This window comes from Streptomyces sp. SID5643 (genome assembly GCF_009872555.1).
Classification (GTDB): Bacteria; Actinomycetota; Actinomycetes; order Streptomycetales; family Streptomycetaceae; genus Streptomyces; species Streptomyces iakyrus.
The window spans coordinates 22,512-43,219 of sequence record NZ_WWIC01000314.1; the positions used below are offsets into that span (position 1 = coordinate 22,512).

Annotated in this window: 18 protein-coding genes and 1 riboswitch; of the genes, 8 read left to right on the plus strand and 10 right to left on the minus strand. The window is 72.0% G+C overall.

Annotated features, from left to right (window positions below; all coding sequences use genetic code 11):
• Positions 1 to 8: 8 nt before the first annotated feature.
• Positions 9 to 482 carry a pyridoxamine 5'-phosphate oxidase family protein gene (locus GTY56_RS33735; RefSeq protein ID WP_161369087.1) on the minus strand — a complete coding sequence of 158 codons (474 nt, stop codon included), beginning with the start codon at positions 480 to 482 and terminating at the stop codon, positions 9 to 11.
• Positions 483 to 671: 189 nt separating this feature from the next.
• On the opposite strand from GTY56_RS33735, the gene GTY56_RS33740 reads away from it, so the two are divergent.
• Positions 672 to 1,466: a class II aldolase/adducin family protein gene (locus GTY56_RS33740; protein ID WP_161369088.1), complete on the plus strand. Its 795-nt coding sequence runs from the start codon at positions 672 to 674 to the stop codon at positions 1,464 to 1,466.
• 24 nt (positions 1,467 to 1,490) lie between these two features.
• Here GTY56_RS33740 and GTY56_RS33745 read toward each other — a convergent pair whose 3' ends face one another.
• A complete protein-coding gene (locus GTY56_RS33745) occupies positions 1,491 to 2,390 on the minus strand; it encodes a DUF4429 domain-containing protein (protein ID WP_161369089.1) in 900 nt (299 codons plus the stop codon).
• A 184-nt stretch (positions 2,391 to 2,574) separates the two neighbouring features.
• On the opposite strand from GTY56_RS33745, the gene GTY56_RS33750 reads away from it, so the two are divergent.
• Together GTY56_RS33750 and GTY56_RS33755 are read left to right on the plus strand one after the other, a co-directional pair.
• On the plus strand, positions 2,575 to 3,939 hold the full coding sequence (locus tag GTY56_RS33750) for a hypothetical protein (RefSeq protein WP_161369090.1): 1,365 nt from the start codon (positions 2,575 to 2,577) through the stop codon (positions 3,937 to 3,939).
• Positions 3,940 to 4,073: 134 nt separating this feature from the next.
• Positions 4,074 to 4,604, plus strand: coding sequence for a DoxX family protein (locus GTY56_RS33755; RefSeq protein ID WP_161369091.1), 531 nt, complete (start codon positions 4,074 to 4,076; stop codon positions 4,602 to 4,604).
• Between the two features lie 14 nt (positions 4,605 to 4,618).
• Here GTY56_RS33755 and GTY56_RS33760 read toward each other — a convergent pair whose 3' ends face one another.
• Together GTY56_RS33760 and GTY56_RS33765 are read right to left on the minus strand one after the other, a co-directional pair.
• Positions 4,619 to 4,843, minus strand: a complete 225-nt coding sequence (locus tag GTY56_RS33760) for a hypothetical protein (protein WP_161369092.1) — start codon at positions 4,841 to 4,843, stop codon at positions 4,619 to 4,621.
• Entirely contained in the window at positions 4,830 to 6,284 is a 1,455-nt protein-coding gene (locus GTY56_RS33765; protein ID WP_161369093.1) for a PspC domain-containing protein, read from the minus strand. Before GTY56_RS33765 ends, GTY56_RS33760 begins: the two co-directional genes overlap by 14 nt.
• 177 nt (positions 6,285 to 6,461) lie before the next feature.
• Between GTY56_RS33765 and GTY56_RS33770 the strand changes: the two genes are divergently transcribed.
• Positions 6,462 to 7,754: an ATP-binding protein gene (locus tag GTY56_RS33770; protein ID WP_161369094.1), complete on the plus strand. Its 1,293-nt coding sequence runs from the start codon at positions 6,462 to 6,464 to the stop codon at positions 7,752 to 7,754.
• Positions 7,751 to 8,473, plus strand: coding sequence for a LuxR C-terminal-related transcriptional regulator (locus tag GTY56_RS33775; RefSeq protein WP_161369095.1), 723 nt, complete (start codon positions 7,751 to 7,753; stop codon positions 8,471 to 8,473). Before GTY56_RS33770 ends, GTY56_RS33775 begins: the two co-directional genes overlap by 4 nt.
• 9 nt (positions 8,474 to 8,482) lie before the next feature.
• Here the strand turns inward: GTY56_RS33775 and GTY56_RS33780 are convergent, their stop codons facing one another.
• Positions 8,483 to 9,541, minus strand: coding sequence for an NlpC/P60 family protein (locus tag GTY56_RS33780; RefSeq protein WP_161369096.1), 1,059 nt, complete (start codon positions 9,539 to 9,541; stop codon positions 8,483 to 8,485).
• Positions 9,542 to 9,961: 420 nt separating this feature from the next.
• On the opposite strand from GTY56_RS33780, the gene GTY56_RS33785 reads away from it, so the two are divergent.
• Positions 9,962 to 10,315, plus strand: a complete 354-nt coding sequence (locus GTY56_RS33785) for a hypothetical protein (protein WP_161369097.1) — start codon at positions 9,962 to 9,964, stop codon at positions 10,313 to 10,315.
• Here GTY56_RS33785 and GTY56_RS33790 read toward each other — a convergent pair.
• Positions 10,293 to 11,234: an SLAC1 family transporter gene (locus GTY56_RS33790; RefSeq protein ID WP_161369098.1), complete on the minus strand. Its 942-nt coding sequence runs from the start codon at positions 11,232 to 11,234 to the stop codon at positions 10,293 to 10,295. The genes GTY56_RS33785 and GTY56_RS33790 overlap by 23 nt on opposite strands.
• Positions 11,235 to 11,313: 79 nt before the next feature.
• Complete coding sequence (locus GTY56_RS33795; RefSeq protein WP_161369099.1) at positions 11,314 to 12,492, minus strand: C40 family peptidase; 1,179 nt, start codon at positions 12,490 to 12,492, stop codon at positions 11,314 to 11,316.
• Positions 12,493 to 12,500: 8 nt separating this feature from the next.
• A riboswitch (cyclic di-AMP (ydaO/yuaA leader) is annotated at positions 12,501 to 12,673 on the minus strand.
• Positions 12,674 to 12,988: 315 nt separating this feature from the next.
• Between GTY56_RS33795 and pcrA the strand changes: the two genes are divergently transcribed.
• Positions 12,989 to 15,466: a DNA helicase PcrA gene (gene pcrA, locus GTY56_RS33800; protein ID WP_161369100.1), complete on the plus strand. Its 2,478-nt coding sequence runs from the start codon at positions 12,989 to 12,991 to the stop codon at positions 15,464 to 15,466.
• 54 nt (positions 15,467 to 15,520) lie between these two features.
• Here the strand turns inward: pcrA and GTY56_RS33805 are convergent, their stop codons facing one another.
• Positions 15,521 to 17,173, minus strand: a complete 1,653-nt coding sequence (locus tag GTY56_RS33805; protein WP_161369101.1) for a M23 family metallopeptidase — start codon at positions 17,171 to 17,173, stop codon at positions 15,521 to 15,523.
• Positions 17,174 to 17,278: 105 nt separating this feature from the next.
• Complete coding sequence (locus tag GTY56_RS33810; RefSeq protein WP_161369102.1) at positions 17,279 to 18,142, minus strand: esterase/lipase family protein; 864 nt, start codon at positions 18,140 to 18,142, stop codon at positions 17,279 to 17,281.
• Positions 18,143 to 18,666: 524 nt separating this feature from the next.
• Between GTY56_RS33810 and icmB the strand changes: the two genes are divergently transcribed.
• A complete protein-coding gene (gene icmB, locus GTY56_RS33815; RefSeq protein ID WP_161369103.1) occupies positions 18,667 to 19,083 on the plus strand; it encodes a coenzyme B12-dependent isobutyryl CoA mutase small subunit in 417 nt (138 codons plus the stop codon).
• A gap of 179 nt (positions 19,084 to 19,262) precedes the next feature.
• Here icmB and GTY56_RS33820 read toward each other — a convergent pair.
• The coding region (locus GTY56_RS33820) for a DUF5691 domain-containing protein (RefSeq protein WP_161369104.1) at positions 19,263 to 20,708 on the minus strand (1,446 nt) is incomplete at its 5' end.

A 20,708-nucleotide genomic window follows, 5' to 3' on the forward strand; every position in this document is an offset into this window, starting at 1 on the left:
CCCCCTGCCTAGGTGCGCTTGATCGTGCGCAGGGGCGCGCCGGGCGTCCAGACCTGGACGACGAGATACGTGTCGTCCTCGACGTAGGTCCGTACGACCTCCGTCAGCTCGGTGCGGAAGAGGTGGAACTGCTCCGGCGGCTCCACCTCTTCGACGTATCCGGCCTTGGTCGCCACGTCGTCGACCTCGATCGCCCGGCCGCTGATCCGGACGTCGCCGCCGCCCATGCCCGTGCCCTCCCCGGGGTTCGTCTGAAGTGCGAAGCGCGGGTCGCGGCGCAGGTCGAGGACCTTGAGCGAGTCCGGCATCATGCCGAGCCACAGCTCGCCGTTCAGGAACCGCACCTCCAGGCCGCTGGTGCGGGGCGAACCGTCCTTGCGGAGGGTGGCGAGGACGTGGTGGGTGTAGGCGCCGAAGCGCTTCTCGACGGTGTCGGCAAGATCCGGTTCCACGGCGGCGAAAGCTGCCCAGTTCGCTGTCATGGGAAGAGTGTCGCGCCGTATCCCGACATCCACTGTCGGCTATTCGTGGGGTGGGGGAGCCCGGGGGCACACGGATGGGCACAGGGTGCTCACAGGGGCGCTCGTGGCATCTTCACGAATCGCTCCTGTTCTTCCCGGCCTCACGGACGGTAACTTCCGCCCGTACGCAGAACCAGTGCTGGAGGACCTATGCACGGGCCCACGCCGCCCCTGCCGTTGCCCACCGACCGGCTGCGGTTCGCCATGCCGCCGATGCACGAGTCGGTCGAGGACGAGCGCCGGCACCGCAAGGAACGGCTCGCGGGCGCCCTCAGGATCTTCGGCCGGCTCGGCTACGAGGACGGCGTCTCCGGGCACATCACCGCCCGAGACCCGGAATTCACCGACTGCTTCTGGGTCAACCCGTTCGGGATGCCCTTCCGTCATGTCACCGTGAGCGACCTCGTGCTCGCCAACCAGGACGGACAGGTCGTCGAGGGCGGCTACCACGTCAACCAGGCGGCCTTCACCGTGCACGCCCAGGTCCACGCGGCCCGGCCGGACGTGGTCGCCGTCGCCCACTGCCACTCGGTGCACGGCCGGGCGCTCGCGGCCCTCGGCGAGCTGCTGGAGCCGATCACCCAGGAGAGCTGCGCCTTCTACGAGGACCACGCCCTCTACGACACGTACACCGGCGTCTCCGTCGACGCCGAGGAGGGGCGGCGTATCGCCGCCGTGCTCGGCTCCCGCAAGGCGCTCGTGCTGCGCAACCACGGGCTGCTGACCGTCGGCGACTCGGTGGACGCGGCTGCCTGGTGGTTCGTGTCGATGGAGCGCTCCTGCCAGGTCCAGCTGACCGCGCAGGCGGCCGGGCGACCGGTCCGCATCGATCACCGGATGGCGGTGGCGACGCGGGAGCAGCTGGGCGGCGACCTGGTGGCGTGGATCAACTACCAGCCGATGTGGGAGGACGTCAGCCGGAGCGAGCCGGATCTGCTGGGCTGACGCCGCAGCCGCTGGGCCAGGACCTCAGAAGCCGCGCAGCACCACCGCCTTCGTCCTCGCGAACTCCTCGTCGGTGAGGACGCCGTCGCGGTGGAGCCGGCCCAGCTCGCGCAGCCGCCGCAGGAGGACGTCGTGGTGGTCGGAGACGGGAGGCGGCACGGGGGCGGCGCACACGGGGAGTTCACCGGTGGCGGTGGCGGTGGCGGTGGCGGGGTGCGTGGACGGGTGCGGCAGCCGGGCGGTGACGGCCGCCGCGACGAGCGCCGTGAGCAGGTCCCGGCGGGCGCTGCCCCACAGGTCCAGGGTGTACGGGTCCTTGTCCGGCGGAAGCTTCGAGAGTACCGTCTCACGGGTCACGAAGCGCAGCGAACCGTCCTCGTGACGGGTGTTCGGCAACCACTCGACCCGCACGAGGTCGCCCATCGTGATGATCCGCGGGCCGGTGGCGCGTTTGACCCGTTCGGAGGTCTCGGCCCAGTCGATCCGTATCCGCGTGCCGTCGAAGGAGACCGTCCCGTCCGAGCTGCGCACCGACACCGGAACCGGCGGTCCGGGCAGCAGATAGGCCTCCGTCCGCCCCTGCGGGACCCGGTCGAGGAGCAGCGCGCGGCGGATCTCCTCGGCGAGGTACTCGGCCGCCCCCGTCCGGTCGGCGTCCACCGTCAGCCGGTAGGGGTCGGCCGCGTCGGGCAGCCGCCCGCCGGTCGCCTGGAGCAGGGGGTCTGCGCCCTCGCGCAGCCGCAACCGCAGCCGCCCGTGCCCCCGTGCGGCTTCCAGGACGACGCCGGAGACCGCCGCGAGCGGCACGGTGATCTCCCCGTACGTGCGCCGGAGCAGCGGCACGGAGCGGTGCAGGCCGGGCGTGATCCGGAGCGTGTCGCCGTCGAAGGCCCAGGTCCCCTCACGCTGGATGATCTCGGCCATAGGGGAATTCTCCCAGCCGGGTCAACACGGCACGCCGGACTTCACCCGTGTTGGCCAGTCCGGGCGAACGTGAGCCGGGTGGTGTAGGGCACAATTCGCTGTCGTCGCACGGGAGTTGCACAGCGGTGTTTCCGGGGTCCGGAAGGCCGGCGGTGGATGGGTCGCGGGAAGGCGGGCGTCGGGCGTGGCGGTGCGGGAGACGGGACAGGGCGGTGCGGACGCGGGCGGGTACGCACGGGTGCGGGCGGATGCCTACGCCGAGGGATACGCCGGCGGCTACCCCGGTGGGCGGCCGGGTGGACCCGAAGGCGCTCACGGGGGCGGGTGCCCCTGCGGGGACTGTCCGCACGGGGCGCGCGAGGGGCACCGGCGGGCCGTCGCCGCGTTCCTGCGCCGGCGTGACGAGTTCGCTGCCGGGCAGGGGCTGCCGGCCGGGGTGGCCCACTCCGCTTCGGCCTCCCGCCAGTGGGTCTCCGAGGAACTGGCGCAGTCCGCCGAGCACGTCGCCGAGCGGGGGCGGGCCGAGGGACAGGCCTGGCTGACGGGGCTGTGGCGGCGCACGGCGGGTGTCGTGTGGGCCGCCGTGGTGCTGTTGCTGCTCGGGCAGGCCCTCACGGCGGTCGGCGCGGGCTGGACGGCGGCGCGTACGGCCGGGCTGGCCGCGGCCCTGGTGCTGGCCTCGTCGCTGACCGCCGCGTCGTGGTTCCACCGGGCGAAGGGCGGGGTGCTGGCGCCCGTGATCGGTGAGGACAACCGGCTGTCCACCTCCCGGACGGTCGCTGCGGCGTGGGTGCTCTTCGTCGCCTACGCGGTGCTCGTCCTCGCCGGGCGGTTGGCCGCCGCCTCCCGGCACCGGGAGCGGGACGCGCTGCTCTCCGGGCTGGACCTCGCCCGGGGCGCCGGGATCGTGACCGTGCTGGCCGTGCTGTGCGGGATCGCCGTGCTCGTGCGGCGGGTGGTCGGGCTGCGGGTGCTGGGGCAACGGCTGCAGAAGGTGCGTGCCGACCGGCCCCGGGCCGCCGACCTGCTGACCGACGACGCCGGCCGGGGCACTTTCGCCGACATCCAGTACGTCGTGATCAGCGGGGTCGCCCTGGTCTTCGCTGCGGTACGCCTGGCCAGGCGGCCGGAGCAGCTGCCGGACCTGCCGTGGGGGCTGGCGGTGCTGGTGCTCGTGTCGGCGGCGACCTATCTCGCCGGCAAGTACGCGGAGGGCGGCCGGCCGGTCATCCTCTCCGTGGTCCGGGCCCGGGAGGCGGGCGACCTGGACGGGCCGATCCGCACGGGGGACGACATCGAGATCCGTGGTGCCGGATTCGTGCCGCCCGGAGCGCAGGGGGCGGACCGGCTGGCCCGGATGGTCGTACGCGTGGGCTCGGTGCACGTCCACGTGCCGCTGATCCCCGTTCCGGGAGGGTTCCGCAATCCCACCGACACCCTGCTGACGGTGCCGGTGCCGGCGGATGTCGAACCGGGGAGGGTGGAGGTGCAGGTCGTCACGGCGGCCGGGGTGGAGACGAACCGGTACGCGGTCGACGTGACGGAGTGAACGACGGGCCCCTCGGTCGCCCGCACCGTCCGGCACGACGAAACAAGCCGGTGACGCAGGATTGAGCGCGGTTCGTTTGTCGTACGTATGGTCTGTTGAGGGGTCTCGGCACCGGCGAGAGGCGGCTAGCAGCGATGACTCACGGTATGCGAACGGACACGCACTCCCCCCGCTTCGGCAACGGGGGAGGCCGGCGGGACAGCGCCGCCCGTTACGCCCTGCTGCCCCTGCGCATCTTCCTCGGCGTCACCTTCATCTACGCCGGCCTGGACAAACTCACCGACAGCGCCTTCATGAAGGACTCCGGCGCCGGCTCGATCGGCGACATGATGCGTGCCGTACGCGACTCCTCCGCCATCCCCGCCCTCGTCGACCTCTCCCTGAAGAGCCCGGCCGGTTTCGGCTACGCCATCGCCTTCGGTGAACTGGCCGTCGGCATCGGAACGCTGCTCGGCCTCTTCGCCCGCCTGGCCGCACTCGGGGGCGCGCTGATCTCCCTCAGCCTGTGGCTGACCGTGAGCTGGGCCTCCGACCCGTACTACTACGGCAACGACCTCGCCTACCTCATGGCCTGGACCCCTCTGATCCTCGCGGGCGCGCCCCTGCTGTCCCTGGACGCTGCGCTGCGGTCACGGCGACGGCAGCGCAGCGGCGGGTACGAGTAGCGGGCCGGGCACCGTCACGCCAGGTCCGCGCCCGTACGGCCCCCCTGGCGGCGGCGCCGCACGCGCCCCGTCAGGAACGCCACCGCGCCGGCCAGGCACAGCCCGCCCGTGACGAGGGGGATCGCCATGAACCACGGGATCTCCCATGCGCCGCCCGCGTCACCGGCGTAGAGGACGCCCGCCACTACGAGGACGAGGCCGGCGATCATCTTTCCGGGCTGGAGTTCATGACGCAGCACGGGTCACCTCCGCCTGGCCCATGCCGACCCGGAGGTCCAGGTCGATGGTGCCGGACTTCTCGACGCCTTCGGCGGGGGAGAGGGTGATCTCCTTGTGCTGGTCCGGCTGCACGTCCACGTCCTTCTGGTCGTCGCCCGGCAACTGGAGGTCGCCCATGCCCACCTCGACGGTCAGCCGCACGGTCACGTCCTCGGGCACGAGCACCTTGATCCGGCCCATGCCGACCTCCGCCCGGGTCGTGACCGTCTGCTTCCCCGGCACGTCCAGCTTGCTCAGATCCAGGGTGCCGACGCCGGTGCCCAGGTCGTACCGCGGCCGTACGTCCGCCACTCCGGCGGGCTGCCAGGTGGTGCGCGTCCAGTGGGTGCCGATGTCCTTGGGCAGGGCCGCCGCGCCGGCGAGCAGGCCGGCCGTGATGATCGCCAGGAAGACCGAGCCGGCGCCGGTGCGGCCCAGGAAGGCGCTGACGGCTATGCCCAGGCCCAGGACGGCGAGCGCACAGGCCAGGCCCGTCTGCAGGCTGGTGCCGAGCGGGTGGCCGTCCCACGTGAGGCTCGTGCCCAGGGCTCCCGCGAGCAGGGCCAGCAGGAAGACCGAGCCGCCGATCGAGCGCGGCCCGCGTGGCTGGGGCGGCCGGGGGCGCGCTGCGGGTATGTCCTCGCGGACACCCGGCCGCGTACCGAGGCTGATGTTGAGGGCTGCGGCGACGTCGAGGTCATGGGGGTCGCGGGGGCCCCACAGATAGCCCGTGCCGCCGATGTGGGTGCCGTCCTTGACGATCGGGTCGCGCCACCACGAGGGGGTGGTGAGGAACACCGGCGGCGCCTGGGGCTCCGGCGGGGCGTCGGCCACGGCCTGTGCGGCCAGGGGGTCGGGGCTGGGGGCGCCGCGGTGACGCGACCAGTAGCCGGCGCCCGCGAGGAGGAGGGAGAGGACGACGGCGAAGGTCAGCACCCCGCCGTTGTTCAGCATCGTCAGGAACACCCCGCAGCCGACCAGCGCGAACAGCACGGCCGCCAGGGCCTGGCCGTCGACCCGGCCGGTGAGCAGTTTGCGGACCTCGTTCTTCTCTTCGTCGTCGTACGGGACGAAGAGCCAGGCGAAGCCGTAGAAGAGCAGGCCGATGCCGCCGGTGGCGGAGAGCACGGCGAGGGTGATGCGGAAGATCACCGGGTCCATGTCGCACTGCCGTCCGAGCCCCGCGCAGACACCGGCCAGGCTCTTGTGGCGGCGGTCGCGGCGGAACGCGTGGGGCGGCCCCGGTGGGACACCGTCTTCGGCGGGGGTGGCCGAGCCGGGCGCTCCTCCCTGCTCTCCCGCGTTCGCGCGCCCGGGCGCGGGCCCCGCGGCGGGCGCGGCATCCTGCGGCCCGGCGCCCGGGGTGGGGCGCGGGCCGGAGCCGGGTCCCGGACCCGTCGCGGCGTGCTCGTGATCGGTCATGGGTCCATGGTGACGGGCGCGACGCCCCGGCGGGAGTCGGAACGACCCTGGCCGGACCCTGATATCGGCCCTGAGAGGCGGCTCGGGAAGCGTTCGAGGAGCGGCCGGCGGAGATCAGGGGAGCCTCAGGGGCCGACCCTGATGCTCCGGCCTCCCGCACGTGTGACCATCAATGGCATGTCGGAAGCCGCAGCAGCGCCCATCGCCGAACCGCGGCCGCCGCGCAAGCTCTACCGCAGCAGTGACGGACGCTGGCTCGGGGGTGCGGCGCGGGGCCTCGCCGGGCACCTCGGGCTGCCCGTGATCTGGGTACGGCTCGTCTTCGTCGGACTGTTCATGGCCGACGGCCTCGGTGCGCTGCTGTACGCCGCGTTCTGGTTCTTCGTCCCGCTCGGCGTCGGCGGGGTCGAGGCGCAGAAGCCGCCGTCGCCGCCGGCTGCGGAGACCTCGCCCGACGGCCGCCGCAGACGCGTCGCGCGCAGGCCCGACAAGGGCCAGATCGTGGCCCTGCTCCTCATGGTCGTGGTGGCCATGGTCTTCGTGGGCAATGTGAATCTCAGCGGGGGAGCGAGGGCGTACCTCTGGCCGACGGTGCTCGTCGGCGCGGGCGTCGCCCTGGTCTGGCGGCAGGCGGACAACGCCCGCCGGGCCCGCTGGGTCGAGGTCGGCCGCCGCCGTCGCACGGTCACGCTGCTGCGCTCGGTGGGCGGCGTGCTGCTGGTGACGGCCGGCGTCTCGGGCATCTTCGTCCTCCAGGGTTCCGCCGCTCACCTCGGCTCCGTCCTCCAGGCGGCCCTCGCGGTCCTCGTCGGCATAACGCTCCTCGCCGGGCCGTATCTGGTCCGCATGACGCAGGACCTCTCCGAGGAGCGCCTGATGCGCATCCGGGCCCAGGAGCGCGCGGAGGTCGCCGCCCACGTGCACGACTCGGTGCTGCACACCCTCACGCTGATCCAGCGCAACGCGGAGAACGCGAACGAGGTCCGCCGCCTGGCCCGTGCCCAGGAGCGCGACCTGCGCACCTGGCTCTACAAACCCGAGGGCACCGGCAAGGACGAGGCCGACGAGCCCACCACCCTCGCCGACGCCGTGCGGCGCAACGCGGCCGAGGTGGAGGACAAGCACGGCGTGCCCATCGAGGTCGTGGTCGTCGGCGACTGCCCGCTCGACGAGAGGATCGCCGCACAGATGCAGGCCGCGCGGGAAGCAATGGTGAACGCCGCCAAGTACGGTGGCGAGGGCGGCGCCGTACAGGTCTTCGCCGAGGTCGAGGGGAAGACGGTCTTCGTGTCCGTCCGGGACCGCGGCCCCGGCTTCGACCTCGACTCGATACCCGCCGACCGGATGGGTGTCAGAGAATCGATCATCGGCCGCATGGAGCGCAACGGCGGTACGGCGCGGCTGCGCGCGGTGCCGGACGGCGGCACGGAGGTCGAGCTGGAGATGGAGAGGGCGGAGAAGACGTCATGAGCGACCCGACCGAGGCGAACGGTACGGCGGAACCGGCGGAGGCGACCGGTGGGCCGGGGCGTCACGTGCGCGTGGTCCTCGTGGACGACCACCGCATGTTCCGTACGGGGGTCCAGGCCGAGATCGGGCAGACCGAGCAGACCGGTGTCGAAGTCGTCGGCGAGGCCGCGGACGTCGACCAGGCGGTCACGGTGATCACCGCGACCCGGCCCGAGGTGGTCCTCCTCGACGTGCACCTGCCGGGCGGTGGCGGCGTCGAAGTGCTGCGCCGCTGTGCCCCGTTGATGGGCGACACCGAGCAGCCGGTGCGCTTCCTGGCGCTGTCCGTGTCGGACGCCGCGGAGGACGTGATCGGCGTGATCCGCGGCGGCGCCCGCGGGTACGTCACCAAGACGATCACCGGCACGGACCTCGTGAACTCCATCTTCCGTGTCCAGGAGGGCGACGCGGTCTTCTCGCCCCGGCTGGCCGGGTTCGTCCTGGACGCCTTCGCCTCCACGGACGCACCGCCGGTCGACGAGGACCTCGACCGCCTGACCCAGCGCGAGCGCGAGGTGCTGCGGCTCATCGCCCGGGGCTACGCGTACAAGGAGATCGCGAAGCAGCTGTACATCTCCGTGAAGACCGTCGAATCGCACGTCTCGGCGGTCCTGCGCAAGCTCCAGCTCTCCAACCGGCACGAGCTGACGCGCTGGGCGACGGCCCGCCGGCTCGTCTGACGGCGGCGCTCACACCACCCGCGTCGCCCCCGCGTACGGCATCTCGTCGAGCGGGGCGACGCGTACCGGCGCCGAGGGGTTCGGGGCGTGGATCATGCGGCCGTTGCCCACGTAGATGCCGACATGGCTGATGCCGGCGTAGAAGAAGACGAGGTCGCCGGGGAGGAGTTCGGAGCGGGAGACGCGGCGGCCCGCGGCGATCTGGGAGTACGTCGTGCGGGGCAGGGAGACGCCCGCTGCGCGGTACGCGGCCTGGACGAGGCCCGAGCAGTCGAAGGCGTTCGGGCCGGTGGCACCCCAGACGTAGGGGCTGCCGAGCTTCTGGTAGGCGTAGGAGACGGCGGCGGCCGCGCGGGAGTTGGGCGCCTGGGGCGAGGCGGAGCCCGGGGCCGCGAGGGTGTCCCGAGGGCCCGCCGAGCGCGAGGCGCGGTCCTGCGGTCCGCCTGACACGGAACGTTCCTGCGGACCGAGCCGCGAGAGCAGCTGCCGTGCCGTGCCGAGCTTGCCGGTGATCGTCTCCTTGTGCTGCTTCAGCTCCGTCCGGCGGGACTTCAGGGACGTCAGCTCGATGTGTGCGGCCCCGCGCAGCTGCTCGATCTCCCGGAGCTGCTTGCGCACCCCCGCCACGGCGGCGTTCTGCCGGCTGCCGGCCCGCTCGACGAACTCGGCGTTCTCCAGGTACCGGTCGGGATCGTCGGAGAGGGCGAGCTGCACCGCGGGATCGAGACCGCCGGCGCGGTACTGCGCGGCGGCGACCGAACCCAGGGCGTCACGGGCGGAGTTGAGACGCTCCTCCTTGCGCGCCGCCTGGTCCTGGAGGCTTCTCAGCCGCTGCCCGGCCGCTTCGGCCTTCTCCTTCGCGCCGTTGTACTTCTCGGTGGCGGCCTCCGCCTCCTGGTACAGCTTGTCCACCTTGGCCCTGACCTGGCCGGGGGTGAGCTGTGGTTCGGCGTGTCCGGTTCCGTCGAGACCCGTCGCCGTCGCCGCGCCCGCCAGGGCGATCGTGGCGGCCGTACGGGCTTTGCCGCCACCCATCGAGCGCTGTCGGGGCTTGCGGTGCGCTGCCACCTGGAGGCCACGTCCTTTCCTCGACCGCCGACGGGTGCGTGCGGCCGCCGGGGGGAGCGGACGGGCGGCCTGCGCGTCCGGCGACGGCCCGCACAGGGGGAGCGGACCGCCGCCGGACCTTTTCGGCGGTGGTGTCCGACTGCCGCCCCTGGCCCGGGCGGCGGTGGGGAGCCGGGCACCTGGGGGAGGACGCTAAACGCCGCCGTGACCGGCCGGTGGCAGGTGTGCGGAAGTGTCTTGAGAGGACCGGCGGTGACCGTATGCGACCGTGGCCCCGCCCCGACGCCGCCTACTTCACTCAGCGTGATGACCGAAGCGCCGAATCGTGAGCGAGTGACCGTGATCGGGTGCTATGGGGCGCATATATGCACCCTGGGCCGGTGTCGGGCGGTCTCATGGCCCTCATTAGGCTCCGGCCTCATGGACGTACTCATCCACCTCTTCGTCGGCCTCCACATCATCGGCATCGCCTCGCTCCTGGGCGGCTTCCTCACCCAGATGAAGGCGATGGGCGAGGGTACCGCCCGCTACACCCCCGCGATGCTGCACGGCGCACTCACGATGCTGGTCACCGGTGTGATCCTGGTCGGTCTCAACCAGGCCGACGACCAGTCCGTGAACAACTTCAAGATCGGCGTGAAGCTGGCCCTGCTGATCGTGATCCTCGGCCTGGTCTATGTGAAGCGGGACGACGAGAAGGTGGACAAGGGCCTCTTCGGCCTGGTCGGTCTGCTGACGACGGCGAACATCTTCATCGCCGTGCTCTGGACCTGACCCGGGAGCGCCGGGCGCCGGCCCGGGCCGCGGCGAGCGCCCAGGCGGTGCACCCGAGCCACGTGGCGACCGCGACCCACAGCAGCACCTCTCCGGCGGCGTCGAGCCAGGGGACGTCCAGGGCGGCGGCGACGGCCAGGGTGGCCGCGGCCGTCACCACCGCGGCGAACACGGTCGCCCAGCGCCGCACGTCGTAGTGGTGGCGGGGCCAGAAGAGCTCGGCGAGGAGCAGGGCGGCGCAGGCGATCAGCGCGAGGACGAGCAGCGTGACGGTGGTCGTACGCAGGACGTCGGTGTTCTCCTCGTTCCACAGGTACAGGCGCGCGCTGTCGGCGCTGAGGAGTTCCGCCCCGGCCAGCGCGGAGACGGCGAGGGCGCCGGCCGCGAGCCAGTGGTCCCCGCGCCCCTCCTCCACCTGCCGGGGCTGGAAGCGGAACAGGGCGAAGCCGTAGAGCGCGAGGCCCAGCCAGAACAGCACCAGGGCCGCGTGGGCCAGCCAGGCCGACGTATCGGCTGCGGCGAGCGTGGCACCGAGTACGGCCAGCCCCTGGGTGGCCACGCAGCGCAGGAACACCGTGCCGCGCCGCCCACCGGCCTCCGCGGTGAGCAGCACCGCCCAGAGCAGCATCGCGAGCGCCAGCAGCGCCTCGGCAGGGGACTGCCGGCCGGCCGCGGAGAAGCCGGTGCCGAGGACGGCGGTCGCCGCCACGGCGGTGAGTGCGGCCGGTGTCTCCGCCCGCCACCCGCCGCGTGCCCGCTGGGCGAGGCCCGCGGCCGCCATCAGCCAGGCCGCGCAGGCCAGGGCGAGGACGATGCGGGAGAGGACCTCGTACCCCGCCGAGTCGAGACCGACCGACACGATGCCGGTCGCCAGCGCGTACGTCGACCACCAAGTGGCAAACGGGGAGGGACCGGACATAGCGCCGATGCTAGAGAGCGCCGCGCCCGTTACGAGAGGGGCACGCGCGCGTGCCCCTCAAAAGGCGTGAAGAGCCCTCTCAGGCCGGCCGCACCACGCTGTGGATGGCCGACTCGCCGTCGTAGTAGACCGACTCCTCGCGCACGTACGTGCCGGGCTTCGGGGCGTGGATCATCATGCCGTTGCCGATGTAGATCCCGACGTGGGTGACGTCGTCGTAGAAGAAGACCAGGTCACCGGGCTGGGCCTGGGAGAGCGGGACCGTGGTGCCGGCGTTCACCTGGTCGTAGGTCGTGCGCGGCAGGTCGACGCCCGCGGCCTTCCAGGCGGCCTGGGTGAGGCCGGAGCAGTCGTAGGAGCCGGGGCCGACAGCGCCCCACACGTACGGCTTGCCGATCTGGGCGCGGGCGAAGGCCAGCGCCTTGTCGGCCTTGGTGGCGTACGAGGAGTCGGCCGGGGGTGTCGGGGTGGACGAGCCGGAGCCCGCCGGTCCCGAGGACGAGGACCCGCTGTCCTGCTGCCGAGCGGCCTCCTCCTGTGCCTGTCGCTGCGCGGCCTGCTGCCGGGCCAGCTCGTCGGCCTTGCGGGCGGCCTCCTCCTGCTTCTGCTTCTCGATCGCCGCGAGGCGGGCCTTCTCCTCGGCGGTCAGCCTCGACATCAGCTCGCGCGCCTCGGCGAGCTTGCGCTGGACGGTCGCCTTGGCCGTCTTCAGATCGCCCTGCGACTCGGTGAGCGTCTCCAGGCTCTCGGTGGCCTCCTGGCGCTTCTTCATCGTCTCGGACTGCTGCGCGATGTAGTCGTCGACGGCCACCTTCTGGCGGCCCGTCATCCGGTCCATCAGCTGGGTCTGGTCGAAGTAGTCCTGCGGGGTGTCCGCGAGCAGGAACGTCGCCGTGTCCGGGGCGGCGGCGCCGGTGCGGTACTGGGCGGAGGCGAAGGACCCCAGCTCCTCGCGCGCCTCGTTGAGCTTCTGGGTGCGCTTCGCGACGTCGTCGATGAGGGCGTCGGCGCGTTTGCGCTGCTTCGCCGTCTTCTCCTTGGCCGCGTTGTACTTCTCGGTCGCCGACCCCGCCTGGCGGTAGAGGTCGTCGACCTTCTTCTCGACTTCTTCCAGGCTGGGCTTGTCGTCGGCCTCGGGAGCGGCGTTGGCCGACTGGGACAGCAGGGCCACGGAGGTGAGGGCCGCCGTTGCGAGGGCGGGGGTCCGTATGCCTGCCACGCGCGTACCCGTAGGACGCGACTTGCGGTGCGACGCCAAGGGAGGCGACTCCTTCCACGTTCCGCCTACCGAGTTAGCTGTCGGGTTCGGGCGGGTGGTTCGGAAGGTTTGCCCTACGGCTCTCTCCGCACAGGGAGTCGGGCCGATTCACCCCAGGTTCACGGTTGGGTCCCCGGCTCCGGCTGCCGCTGCGGCACACCGGACTCGGCGGAGGCCGCGCGGCCCGGCGACGTTCGCCGGTGGGGGTCATGCGGCCTGGTCGCACGGTAGCCAACTCGTGTGGCCCCTGTGAAGGTTGATGGGTGATATGCCCGATACATTTTCGTGACCTCGGTCATGAACGTTGCCGAGAGTGAACGATCGGGGGAGTTCGGTCATCCTTTGTCCATAATTGCGGGGGGTGTAGCACGCCGTGATCATGCGGTCATGGAGGGCGACAATGAGCCGCCGGCCGGTCGGCGGGGGGCCCGCGCGCCCGGCGATGTTCTCAGGGCGGCGGCGGGCTGTCAGTGGGGCGCCCTAGACTCGGAGAGCGATGAGCAGCCTCTTTGACGACAGCTTCCTGGCGAACCTCCAGGCCCAGCGGGGCCCCGCGGACGAGCCCCCGCCGCCGCCCGAGGACGATCACGTTCCGGAGCCGATTCCGGACGATCTGTTCGGCGGGAAGTTCGACGCGCCCCCGGACCGGGACGCCTACTACCGGGACGGCGCGCCCCGCCCGGTCGTGGACACCGCCGCGCTCCTGGAGGGGCTGAACGACAACCAGCGCGCCGCCGTCGTCCACTCCGGCTCCCCGCTGCTCATCGTGGCCGGTGCCGGCTCCGGCAAGACCCGCGTGCTCACGCACCGCATCGCCCACCTCCTCGCCGAGCGCGGCGTGCACCCGGGCCAGATCCTCGCGATCACCTTCACCAACAAGGCCGCGGGCGAGATGAAGGAACGTGTCGAGCAGCTCGTCGGCCCGCGCGCGAACGCCATGTGGGTCATGACGTTCCACAGCGCGTGCGTGCGCATCCTCCGCCGCGAGAGCAAGAAGCTCGGCTTCACATCGAGCTTCTCGATCTACGACGCCGCCGACTCCAAGCGCCTGATGGCCCTGGTCTGCCGTGACCTGGACCTCGACCCAAAGCGCTTCCCGCCGAAGTCCTTCAGCGCCAAGATCAGCAACCTGAAGAACGAGCTGATCGACGAGGAGGACTTCGCCGCCCAGGCCACCGACGGCTTCGAGAAGACCCTCGCCCAGGCCTACGCCCTGTACCAGTCGCGGTTGCGCGAGGCGAACGCCCTCGACTTCGACGACCTGATCATGACGACGGTCAACCTGCTGCGCGCCTTCCCGGACGTCGCCGAGCACTACCGCCGCCGCTTCCGGCACGTCCTGGTCGACGAGTACCAGGACACCAACCACGCCCAGTACGCGCTCGTGCGGGAGCTGGTCGGCACCTCCGAGCACCCCGTCGACGTACCGCCCGAGGCCGAGGTCCCGCCCGCCGAGCTGTGCGTGGTCGGTGACGCCGACCAGTCGATCTACGCCTTCCGCGGCGCGACGATCCGCAACATCCTCCAGTTCGAGGAGGACTACCCGGACGCCACGACGATCCTGCTGGAGCAGAACTACCGCTCCACGCAGACGATCCTCAGCGCCGCCAACGCGGTCATCGAGCGCAACGAGTCCCGCCGCCCCAAAAATCTGTGGACCAACGCGGGCTCCGGCGCCCGGATCACCGGCTACGTCGCCGACACCGAGCACGACGAGGCGCAGTTCGTCGCCGATGAGATAGACCGCCTCACGGACGCCGGCGAGGCCAAGGCCGGTGACGTCGCCGTCTTCTACCGCACCAACGCCCAGTCCCGTGTCTTCGAAGAGGTCTTCATCCGCGTCGGCCTGCCCTACAAGGTCGTCGGCGGTGTCCGCTTCTACGAGCGCAAGGAGGTCCGGGACGTCCTGGCCTACCTGCGCGTCCTGGCCAACCCCGAGGACTCGGTACCGCTGCGCCGGATCCTCAACGTCCCCAAGCGGGGCATCGGCGACCGCGCCGAGGCGATGATCGACGCCCTGTCCCAGCGGGAGAAGATCAGCTTCCCGCAGGCGCTCAAGCGCGTCGACGAGGCGTACGGCATGGCCGCGCGCTCGACCAACGCCGTCAAGCGGTTCAACACGCTGATGGAGGACCTCCGCACCATCGTCGAGTCCGGCGCCGGACCGGCCACGGTTCTGGAAGCCGTGCTGGAGCGCACCGGATACCTCGCCGAGCTCCAGGCCTCCACCGACCCGCAGGACGAGACCCGTATCGAGAACCTCCAGGAACTGGCCGCCGTCGCCATGGAGTTCGAGCAGGAGCGCGGCGAGGACGAGCAGACCACGCTGTCGGACTTCCTGGAGCAGGTCGCGCTGGTCGCCGACTCCGACCAGATCCCCGACGAGGAGGACGGCGACGGCGTCATCACCCTGATGACCCTGCACACCGCCAAGGGCCTGGAGTTCCCGGTCGTCTTCCTGACCGGCATGGAGGACGGCGTCTTCCCGCACATGCGCGCCCTCGGGCAGACCAAGGAGCTGGAGGAGGAGCGGCGCCTGGCCTACGTCGGCATCACCCGTGCGCGGGAGCGGCTGTACCTGACGCGCTCCACGCTCCGCAGCGCCTGGGGCCAGCCCTCGTACAACCCGCCCTCCCGGTTCCTGGAGGAGATCCCGCCGGCCCACCTGGAGTGGAAGCGGACGGGAGCGACCGCGCCCGCGTCCTCCGGGCCGGTCTCGGCGGTGGCGGCCTCGCTGTCGTCGTCCCGCTCGCGCTCATCGGCGTCGGGCGCCTCCGGTTTCGCCACGCGGCGCACCTCGGAGAAGCCCGTGGTGTCCCTGGCGGTCGGGGACCGCGTCACGCACGACCAGTTCGGGCTCGGGACCGTCGTCGCGGTCAAGGGCACGGGCGGCAACGCCGAGGCGACGATCGACTTCGGGGACACCAAGCCGAAGCGGCTGCTGCTGCGGTACGCGCCGGTGGAGAAGCTGTAGCCCTGTGAGGTGAGCCCGGGCCCCGCCGGCCGGACCGGCGGGGCAGGCGGGACGTTACGTCGGGTCGATGCCGTGGCTGCGCAGCCACGGGAGCGGGTCGATCGCCGAGCCGCCGGCCGGGCGCACCTCGAAGTGCAGGTGAGGACCGGTGGAGTTGCCGGAGTTGCCCGAGCGGGCGATCGGATCGCCCGCCTTCACGGTCGTACCCGAGGGGACCGTGTAGGTGGAGAGGTGGCAGTACCACGTCTCCGTGCCGTCCTTGGCGGTCACGATCATCATGTTGCCGTACGCGCTGTTCCACTGGGTGCGCACGGTGCCGTCGGTCGCGGCCATCACCGTCGTGCCGTACGAGACGGGGAAGTCGATGCCGGTGTGCAGGGACATCCAGTTGATGCCCGACTGGCCGTAGGTGGCGCTGAGTCCGTGCCGCGCGACCGGCAGGGCGAACTTGGGGCGCAGCCGCTCCTTGCGGGCCGCTTCCTCCGCCGCACGCTTCTTCTCGGCCGCCTGCTGGGCCTTGAGGTCGATGCGCTCCTGCGTACGGCTGGCCCGGTCGGCGAAGTCGTCGGCACCGGCGGAGAGGCTCTGCAGCTGGGTGTCCAGCTTGTTGTTGGCGGCCGCCGGCTTGACCGGTTGCACGTCCGCCGCGGTCGTCTGCGCCTCCGCGGCACTGTCGTCGGTGAGACCGCCGACGGAGGCGGCGGCGATCCCGGCGACACCCATCACACAGGCCGAGGGCACCGCGATGGTCATCAGCGCCGAGCGCTTGGGCGGTGTGCGGCGGCGGGAACGGGACGCCGCGCGCGAGGCCGCACGCCCCGACGGGGCGAGGGCGATGTCCTCCTGGCCGTCCAGGAGCGGGGTGACGACGGGCAGTTCACCGGTGGCGGCCGGTTCATCGCCCTCCACGTCGGCGTCGTGGAAGCCGGCTTCGGCTGATTCGTCGTAGGCGACCTGCTCGAACGTCGCGGTCTCGTGCTGGTCGAAGGTTTCGGCGGGGTGCTCGTACGCGTCGGGCTCCGGTGCGGCGGTGCCGTCGGAGTTCCACTGCGTGGCGTCGTAGGCGCCCGTGTCGAAGGACTGAGTGCCCCACTCCCAATGCTGGGTGTGGTCGGCGGGGTTGCCGGACTGGTCCGGCTGGAGCCAGGCGCCGGACTCCCACTGCCCGGTGGCGTCGGGGGAGGGGGCCTGGGACGGGATGGCCGACATCGGCTGCTGCTCGGCCGTCCAGGAGGTCGTGTCGTAGACACCGGTGTCGTAGGCGGCGTGGTGCTGGGCCGCGTAGGCGTCGTAGTGCACGTTCTCGTGCGTGCCGGTGGGCCAGTGGCCGGTGTCGTAGCTGCCCGTGTCCTGGCCGCTGCCCGGCATGTCGCCGAAGAGCGGGTCGGTCGCGAAGCTCGCGGTGGTGTGCCCGGTGGCGTCGAAACCCGCGCCGTTGGTGCCGGTGGGATCAAATCCGGTGGCGGCGTGGTCGCCGTACGTGGTGAAGTCGCCGTACTGGGCTTCCTGGGTGCCGTACGACGCGTAGTGCGCGGAGGCGGCGTCGGAAGCCGGAGCCGGGGTCATGGTCCCCGACGGGTGACGGTCGTTCACCAACTTCTCTTTCGCCTCGACAACAGGGGCTGCCAGAGCAGTGCGGCGACTGTACCCGGCGGTACGCGGGCACGACAATCTTCGGCAGGTTTCGCGCGCGCAGGAAACGGGCATTCGGCCGTGTTTTGGCGGACGGCGGGCACGAGTTTGGCCCTGTGTTCGAAGTTTGTTCGAGGTTGATCGGTGCTTCGGTGCTGAGTGATCGCTGTATGACGATTCTCAGGCGACCGTCAGACCGCCGGTGTGTTCGGCGGACGGTTCACCCGCGTGTGCCGTGTCCAGAATCTGTCGTATGCCGTTGGCGACGGCGGGGTGCACGGGCAGAGCGAGGTGGCCGATGCCGGTCACGCGCACGTTCTGCACCGTCAGATCGGGATGGTCGATGCAGGCCGTCTCCAGTGGGTCCATCACGTGGTCCAGGTCGCTCCAGTAGCTGACGAAGTGCGTACGGCAGTCAGGGGCGGGCAGAGCGAGCTCCTCGAGCACCGGTGAGCCGGGGCGCATCTGGCGCACGATGGGGTGCGCGTCGGCGAAGGGCGCCACTCGGGTTCCCGAATGCGGCGTGCCGAGCGTGACGAGGGTCCGTACGCGCGTGTCGCCACCGAGCCGCTGCACGTAGTAACGCGCTATCAGTCCGCCGAGGCTGTGCCCGACGACGTCGACCCGCTCGGCCCCCGTGCGCTCGCAGAGCTCCTCGATGTGCCGTCCGAGCCGTTCGGCGGCGGCCCGTATGTCACAGGTCAGCGGCGAGTAGTTGAGCGATTCGATCTGCTGCCTGCCGTGCTGGGCGAGGCTGCGGCGCAGCAGGACGAAGACCGAGCGGTTGTCGATGAATCCGTGCAGCAGCAGGACCGGCGGCTTGGCCTCCGTGGGGAGTTGGGCGGCGCCGTCCGCCGGCAGTGCCGGGACGGGGGCGCGGCGCTCCTGGGTGATGCCGGACGGGTAGAGGAGGAGGTGCCCGGCCAGGATCGCGATCTCCAGGGCGGTGGCCTTCAGGAGGGCCAGGGAAAGTCCCGCCAGTCTGCCCGGCAGCAGACGCTCGCAGAACGGAAGAAAGGGCAGAGCCGCCCTGGTGACCTTCATGGCCGACCTCCTGTCGGCACGCGGGAGGACGCCTCCGCCCCCCGTGTGCCCTCGTGGAAAGCAGCTGCGAAGACGGCCGGCGATGACCGCGTGAGCGGCGTGAGCCGCGTGAGCTGCAGGGGCAGAGCGCGGCGTGTGGCGTGTGTGACGCCGGTGGTGCGACGGAGGTCCCCGATCGGTGGGGTGACGAGGTTCCCCGCTGGTACGCCGTGTCTGCCCTGCGTGCTGTGCGTGCGGTGCTTGCCCTGCGTGCTTTCGCCGAAGAGCCGTGCTGCCGCGGTCCGTGGTGGACGGTGCGGTCGTACGGCTGCCTCGGTGCGGCTCCCCTTGCGCTTGTCCCATCGTGTGATTTCCCCCTCGGTATCCACCGCGAAACTGCCGGTTGCGGGATGCTGGAGATAACGTTCGTTCACTTGCCCGGCCGGTTCGGGGAGGGGTGTCCGTGCGGTGCGGCGTGTACGGCTTGCCCGATGTGTGCGGTACTTGTCGGTACGGATGGATGTAGTCGCTTCATGGAGGCAGTGATGGGTGTGGCAGCCGGTCCGATCCGCGTGGTGGTGGCCAAGCCGGGGCTCGACGGCCACGATCGCGGGGCCAAGGTGATCGCGCGTGCCCTGCGCGACGCCGGTATGGAAGTCATCTACACCGGGCTCCACCAGACCCCCGAGCAGATCGTCGACACGGCGCTCCAGGAGGACGCCGACGCGATCGGGCTGTCCATCCTCTCCGGAGCGCACAACACGCTCTTCGCCGCCGTGATCGATCTGCTCCGGGAGCGGGACGCGGAGGACATCCTCGTCTTCGGCGGCGGAATCATCCCCGAGGCGGACATTCCCCTGCTGAAGGAGAAGGGTGTCGCGGAGATCTTCACGCCGGGCGCGACGACGGCCTCGATCGTGGACTGGGTCCGGACGAACGCCCGCCAGCCCGCTGAGGCGTAGCCCTCCGGCGGACCGGCCCGGGGGCCTTGCCCCGGCCGGAGCCGGTGCGCCCTCGGGTCGGAGAGGCTGACTCGCCGGGCCGCCGGTCGCGACCGACTCCGGCGGCCGCCCGGGTCGTCGGTACATCCGGCGGCAGCCGTTCGCCGCAGAGCACCCGGCCCCGGAGGCGCGGGCGGGAGTCAGGCCGCTCCCAGCTCCTCGGCCATCGCCGCGCGCAGACGCAGGGTCGTCACCAGGCGCTGGAAGGCCTCCGCCCAATAGCCCCCGGCTCCCGGCGACGCGTTCTCCGGTTCGTCGGGTACGGCCAGCAGCGCGTCGAGCCGGGAGGCCTCGGACGGGTCGAGGCAGCGCTCCGCCAAGCCCATGACCCCGCTGAAACTCCATGGATAGCTCCCCGCGTCCCGAGCGATGTTGAGCGCGTCCACCACGGCCCGCCCGAGCGGCGCCGCCCACGGCACCGCACACACCCCGAGCAGCTGGAAGGCCTCGGACAAGCCGTGCGCGGCGATGAAGCCGGCCACCCACTCGGCCCGTTCGGCGGCGCCCAGCGTGCCGAGCAGTTTGGCGCGTTCGGCCAGGGACACCGCCCCCGGACCGCCCGCCTCCGGCGCCGACGGATCGCCGAGCAGCGCCCGTGACCACGCGGCGTCCCGCTGGCGCACCGCCGCCCGGCACCACGCCGCGTGCAGTTCGCCCTGCCAGCCGTCCGCCACCGGCAGCGCCACGATCTCCCAGGGCGTGCGCCCACCGAGCCGCCGCGCCCACGTGCCGAGCGGTGCCGCCTCCACCAGCTGACCGAGCCACCAGGACCGTTCGCCGCGCCCCGCGGGCGCCTTCGCCACGACGCCGTCGCGCTCCATGCCCGGATCGCACTCGTGCGGCGCCTCGACGGCGATCGCCGGAGTGGTCTGCGGGGTCCCCCCGGGCAGGTCGCCCCCGGCCGCTGAGGGCCGGGCGGATCGCATGTGGTCGATGGCGACGCACGCCCCCGCTCTGACCGCCATCCGCGCGGCGAGCGCCGAACCGGGCAGGGCCGACAGCAGTTCCGCGGCCGTCGCCCGGACATTGCGGCTGCGATCGGCCAGGGCCTGTTCCAGGAAGGGCTCGTCGTCCGGGCCGAGGCCCTCGCGCAGCGAGTCGAGGAACATCAGCCGGTCCTCGGCCCGTTCCGTCCCCCACGTCGACGCGAGCAGGTCGCGTGCGGCGGCCGGGGTGCGAGAACGCAGCGCGGACAGAAAGGCGACGCGTTCGGCGAACAGTCCCTCCTGCCACAGCCGCCGGACCCCGTCGTCGTCCTGGAGGTGCGGCAGGGCCGCTCCGCCGCCCGGGGCCGCGCGCAGCGCGAACCGCCAGTCAGGGTTCAGCCGGGCCAGCCACAGGGCTCGCGGCCCCGCGAACTCCAGTGCCGCCGGACGCAGGTCGGTGCGCCCCCGCGCCGCGTCCAGCAACGCAGGAAGCACCTGGGGTGGCGGTGCGAAACCACGGGCGTTCGCCACCGCGAGCCACTGCGGCAGCAGCTCCGTCAGATCCGGCGCGGCACCCCGCCGCCCGCCGCCGGACGGGCCCGGGTGGTCGGCCAGCAGCATGGCGAGCCGGCGGGCGGCCGCAGGCGGCAGCGCCGGGCG

Excerpts from the sequence above, each read along its gene's own strand:
- GTY56_RS33770 (WP_161369094.1), top strand. The coding sequence starts at position 6,462 with ATGTCGGAAGCCGCAGCAGCGCCCATCGCCGAACCGCGGCCGCCGCGC.
- GTY56_RS33740 (WP_161369088.1), top strand. The coding sequence starts at position 672 with ATGCACGGGCCCACGCCGCCCCTGCCGTTGCCCACCGACCGGCTGCGG.
- GTY56_RS33775 (WP_161369095.1), top strand. The coding sequence starts at position 7,751 with ATGAGCGACCCGACCGAGGCGAACGGTACGGCGGAACCGGCGGAGGCG.
- GTY56_RS33735 (WP_161369087.1), bottom strand. The coding sequence starts at position 482 with ATGACAGCGAACTGGGCAGCTTTCGCCGCCGTGGAACCGGATCTTGCC.
- pcrA (WP_161369100.1), top strand. The coding sequence starts at position 12,989 with ATGAGCAGCCTCTTTGACGACAGCTTCCTGGCGAACCTCCAGGCCCAG.
- GTY56_RS33810 (WP_161369102.1), bottom strand. The coding sequence starts at position 18,142 with ATGAAGGTCACCAGGGCGGCTCTGCCCTTTCTTCCGTTCTGCGAGCGT.
- GTY56_RS33785 (WP_161369097.1), top strand. The coding sequence starts at position 9,962 with ATGGACGTACTCATCCACCTCTTCGTCGGCCTCCACATCATCGGCATC.
- GTY56_RS33755 (WP_161369091.1), top strand. The coding sequence starts at position 4,074 with ATGACTCACGGTATGCGAACGGACACGCACTCCCCCCGCTTCGGCAAC.
- GTY56_RS33765 (WP_161369093.1), bottom strand. The coding sequence starts at position 6,284 with ATGACCGATCACGAGCACGCCGCGACGGGTCCGGGACCCGGCTCCGGC.
- GTY56_RS33805 (WP_161369101.1), bottom strand. The coding sequence starts at position 17,173 with ATGCCCGTTTCCTGCGCGCGCGAAACCTGCCGAAGATTGTCGTGCCCG.
- GTY56_RS33790 (WP_161369098.1), bottom strand. The coding sequence starts at position 11,234 with ATGTCCGGTCCCTCCCCGTTTGCCACTTGGTGGTCGACGTACGCGCTG.
- icmB (WP_161369103.1), top strand. The coding sequence starts at position 18,667 with ATGGGTGTGGCAGCCGGTCCGATCCGCGTGGTGGTGGCCAAGCCGGGG.
- GTY56_RS33745 (WP_161369089.1), bottom strand. The coding sequence starts at position 2,390 with ATGGCCGAGATCATCCAGCGTGAGGGGACCTGGGCCTTCGACGGCGAC.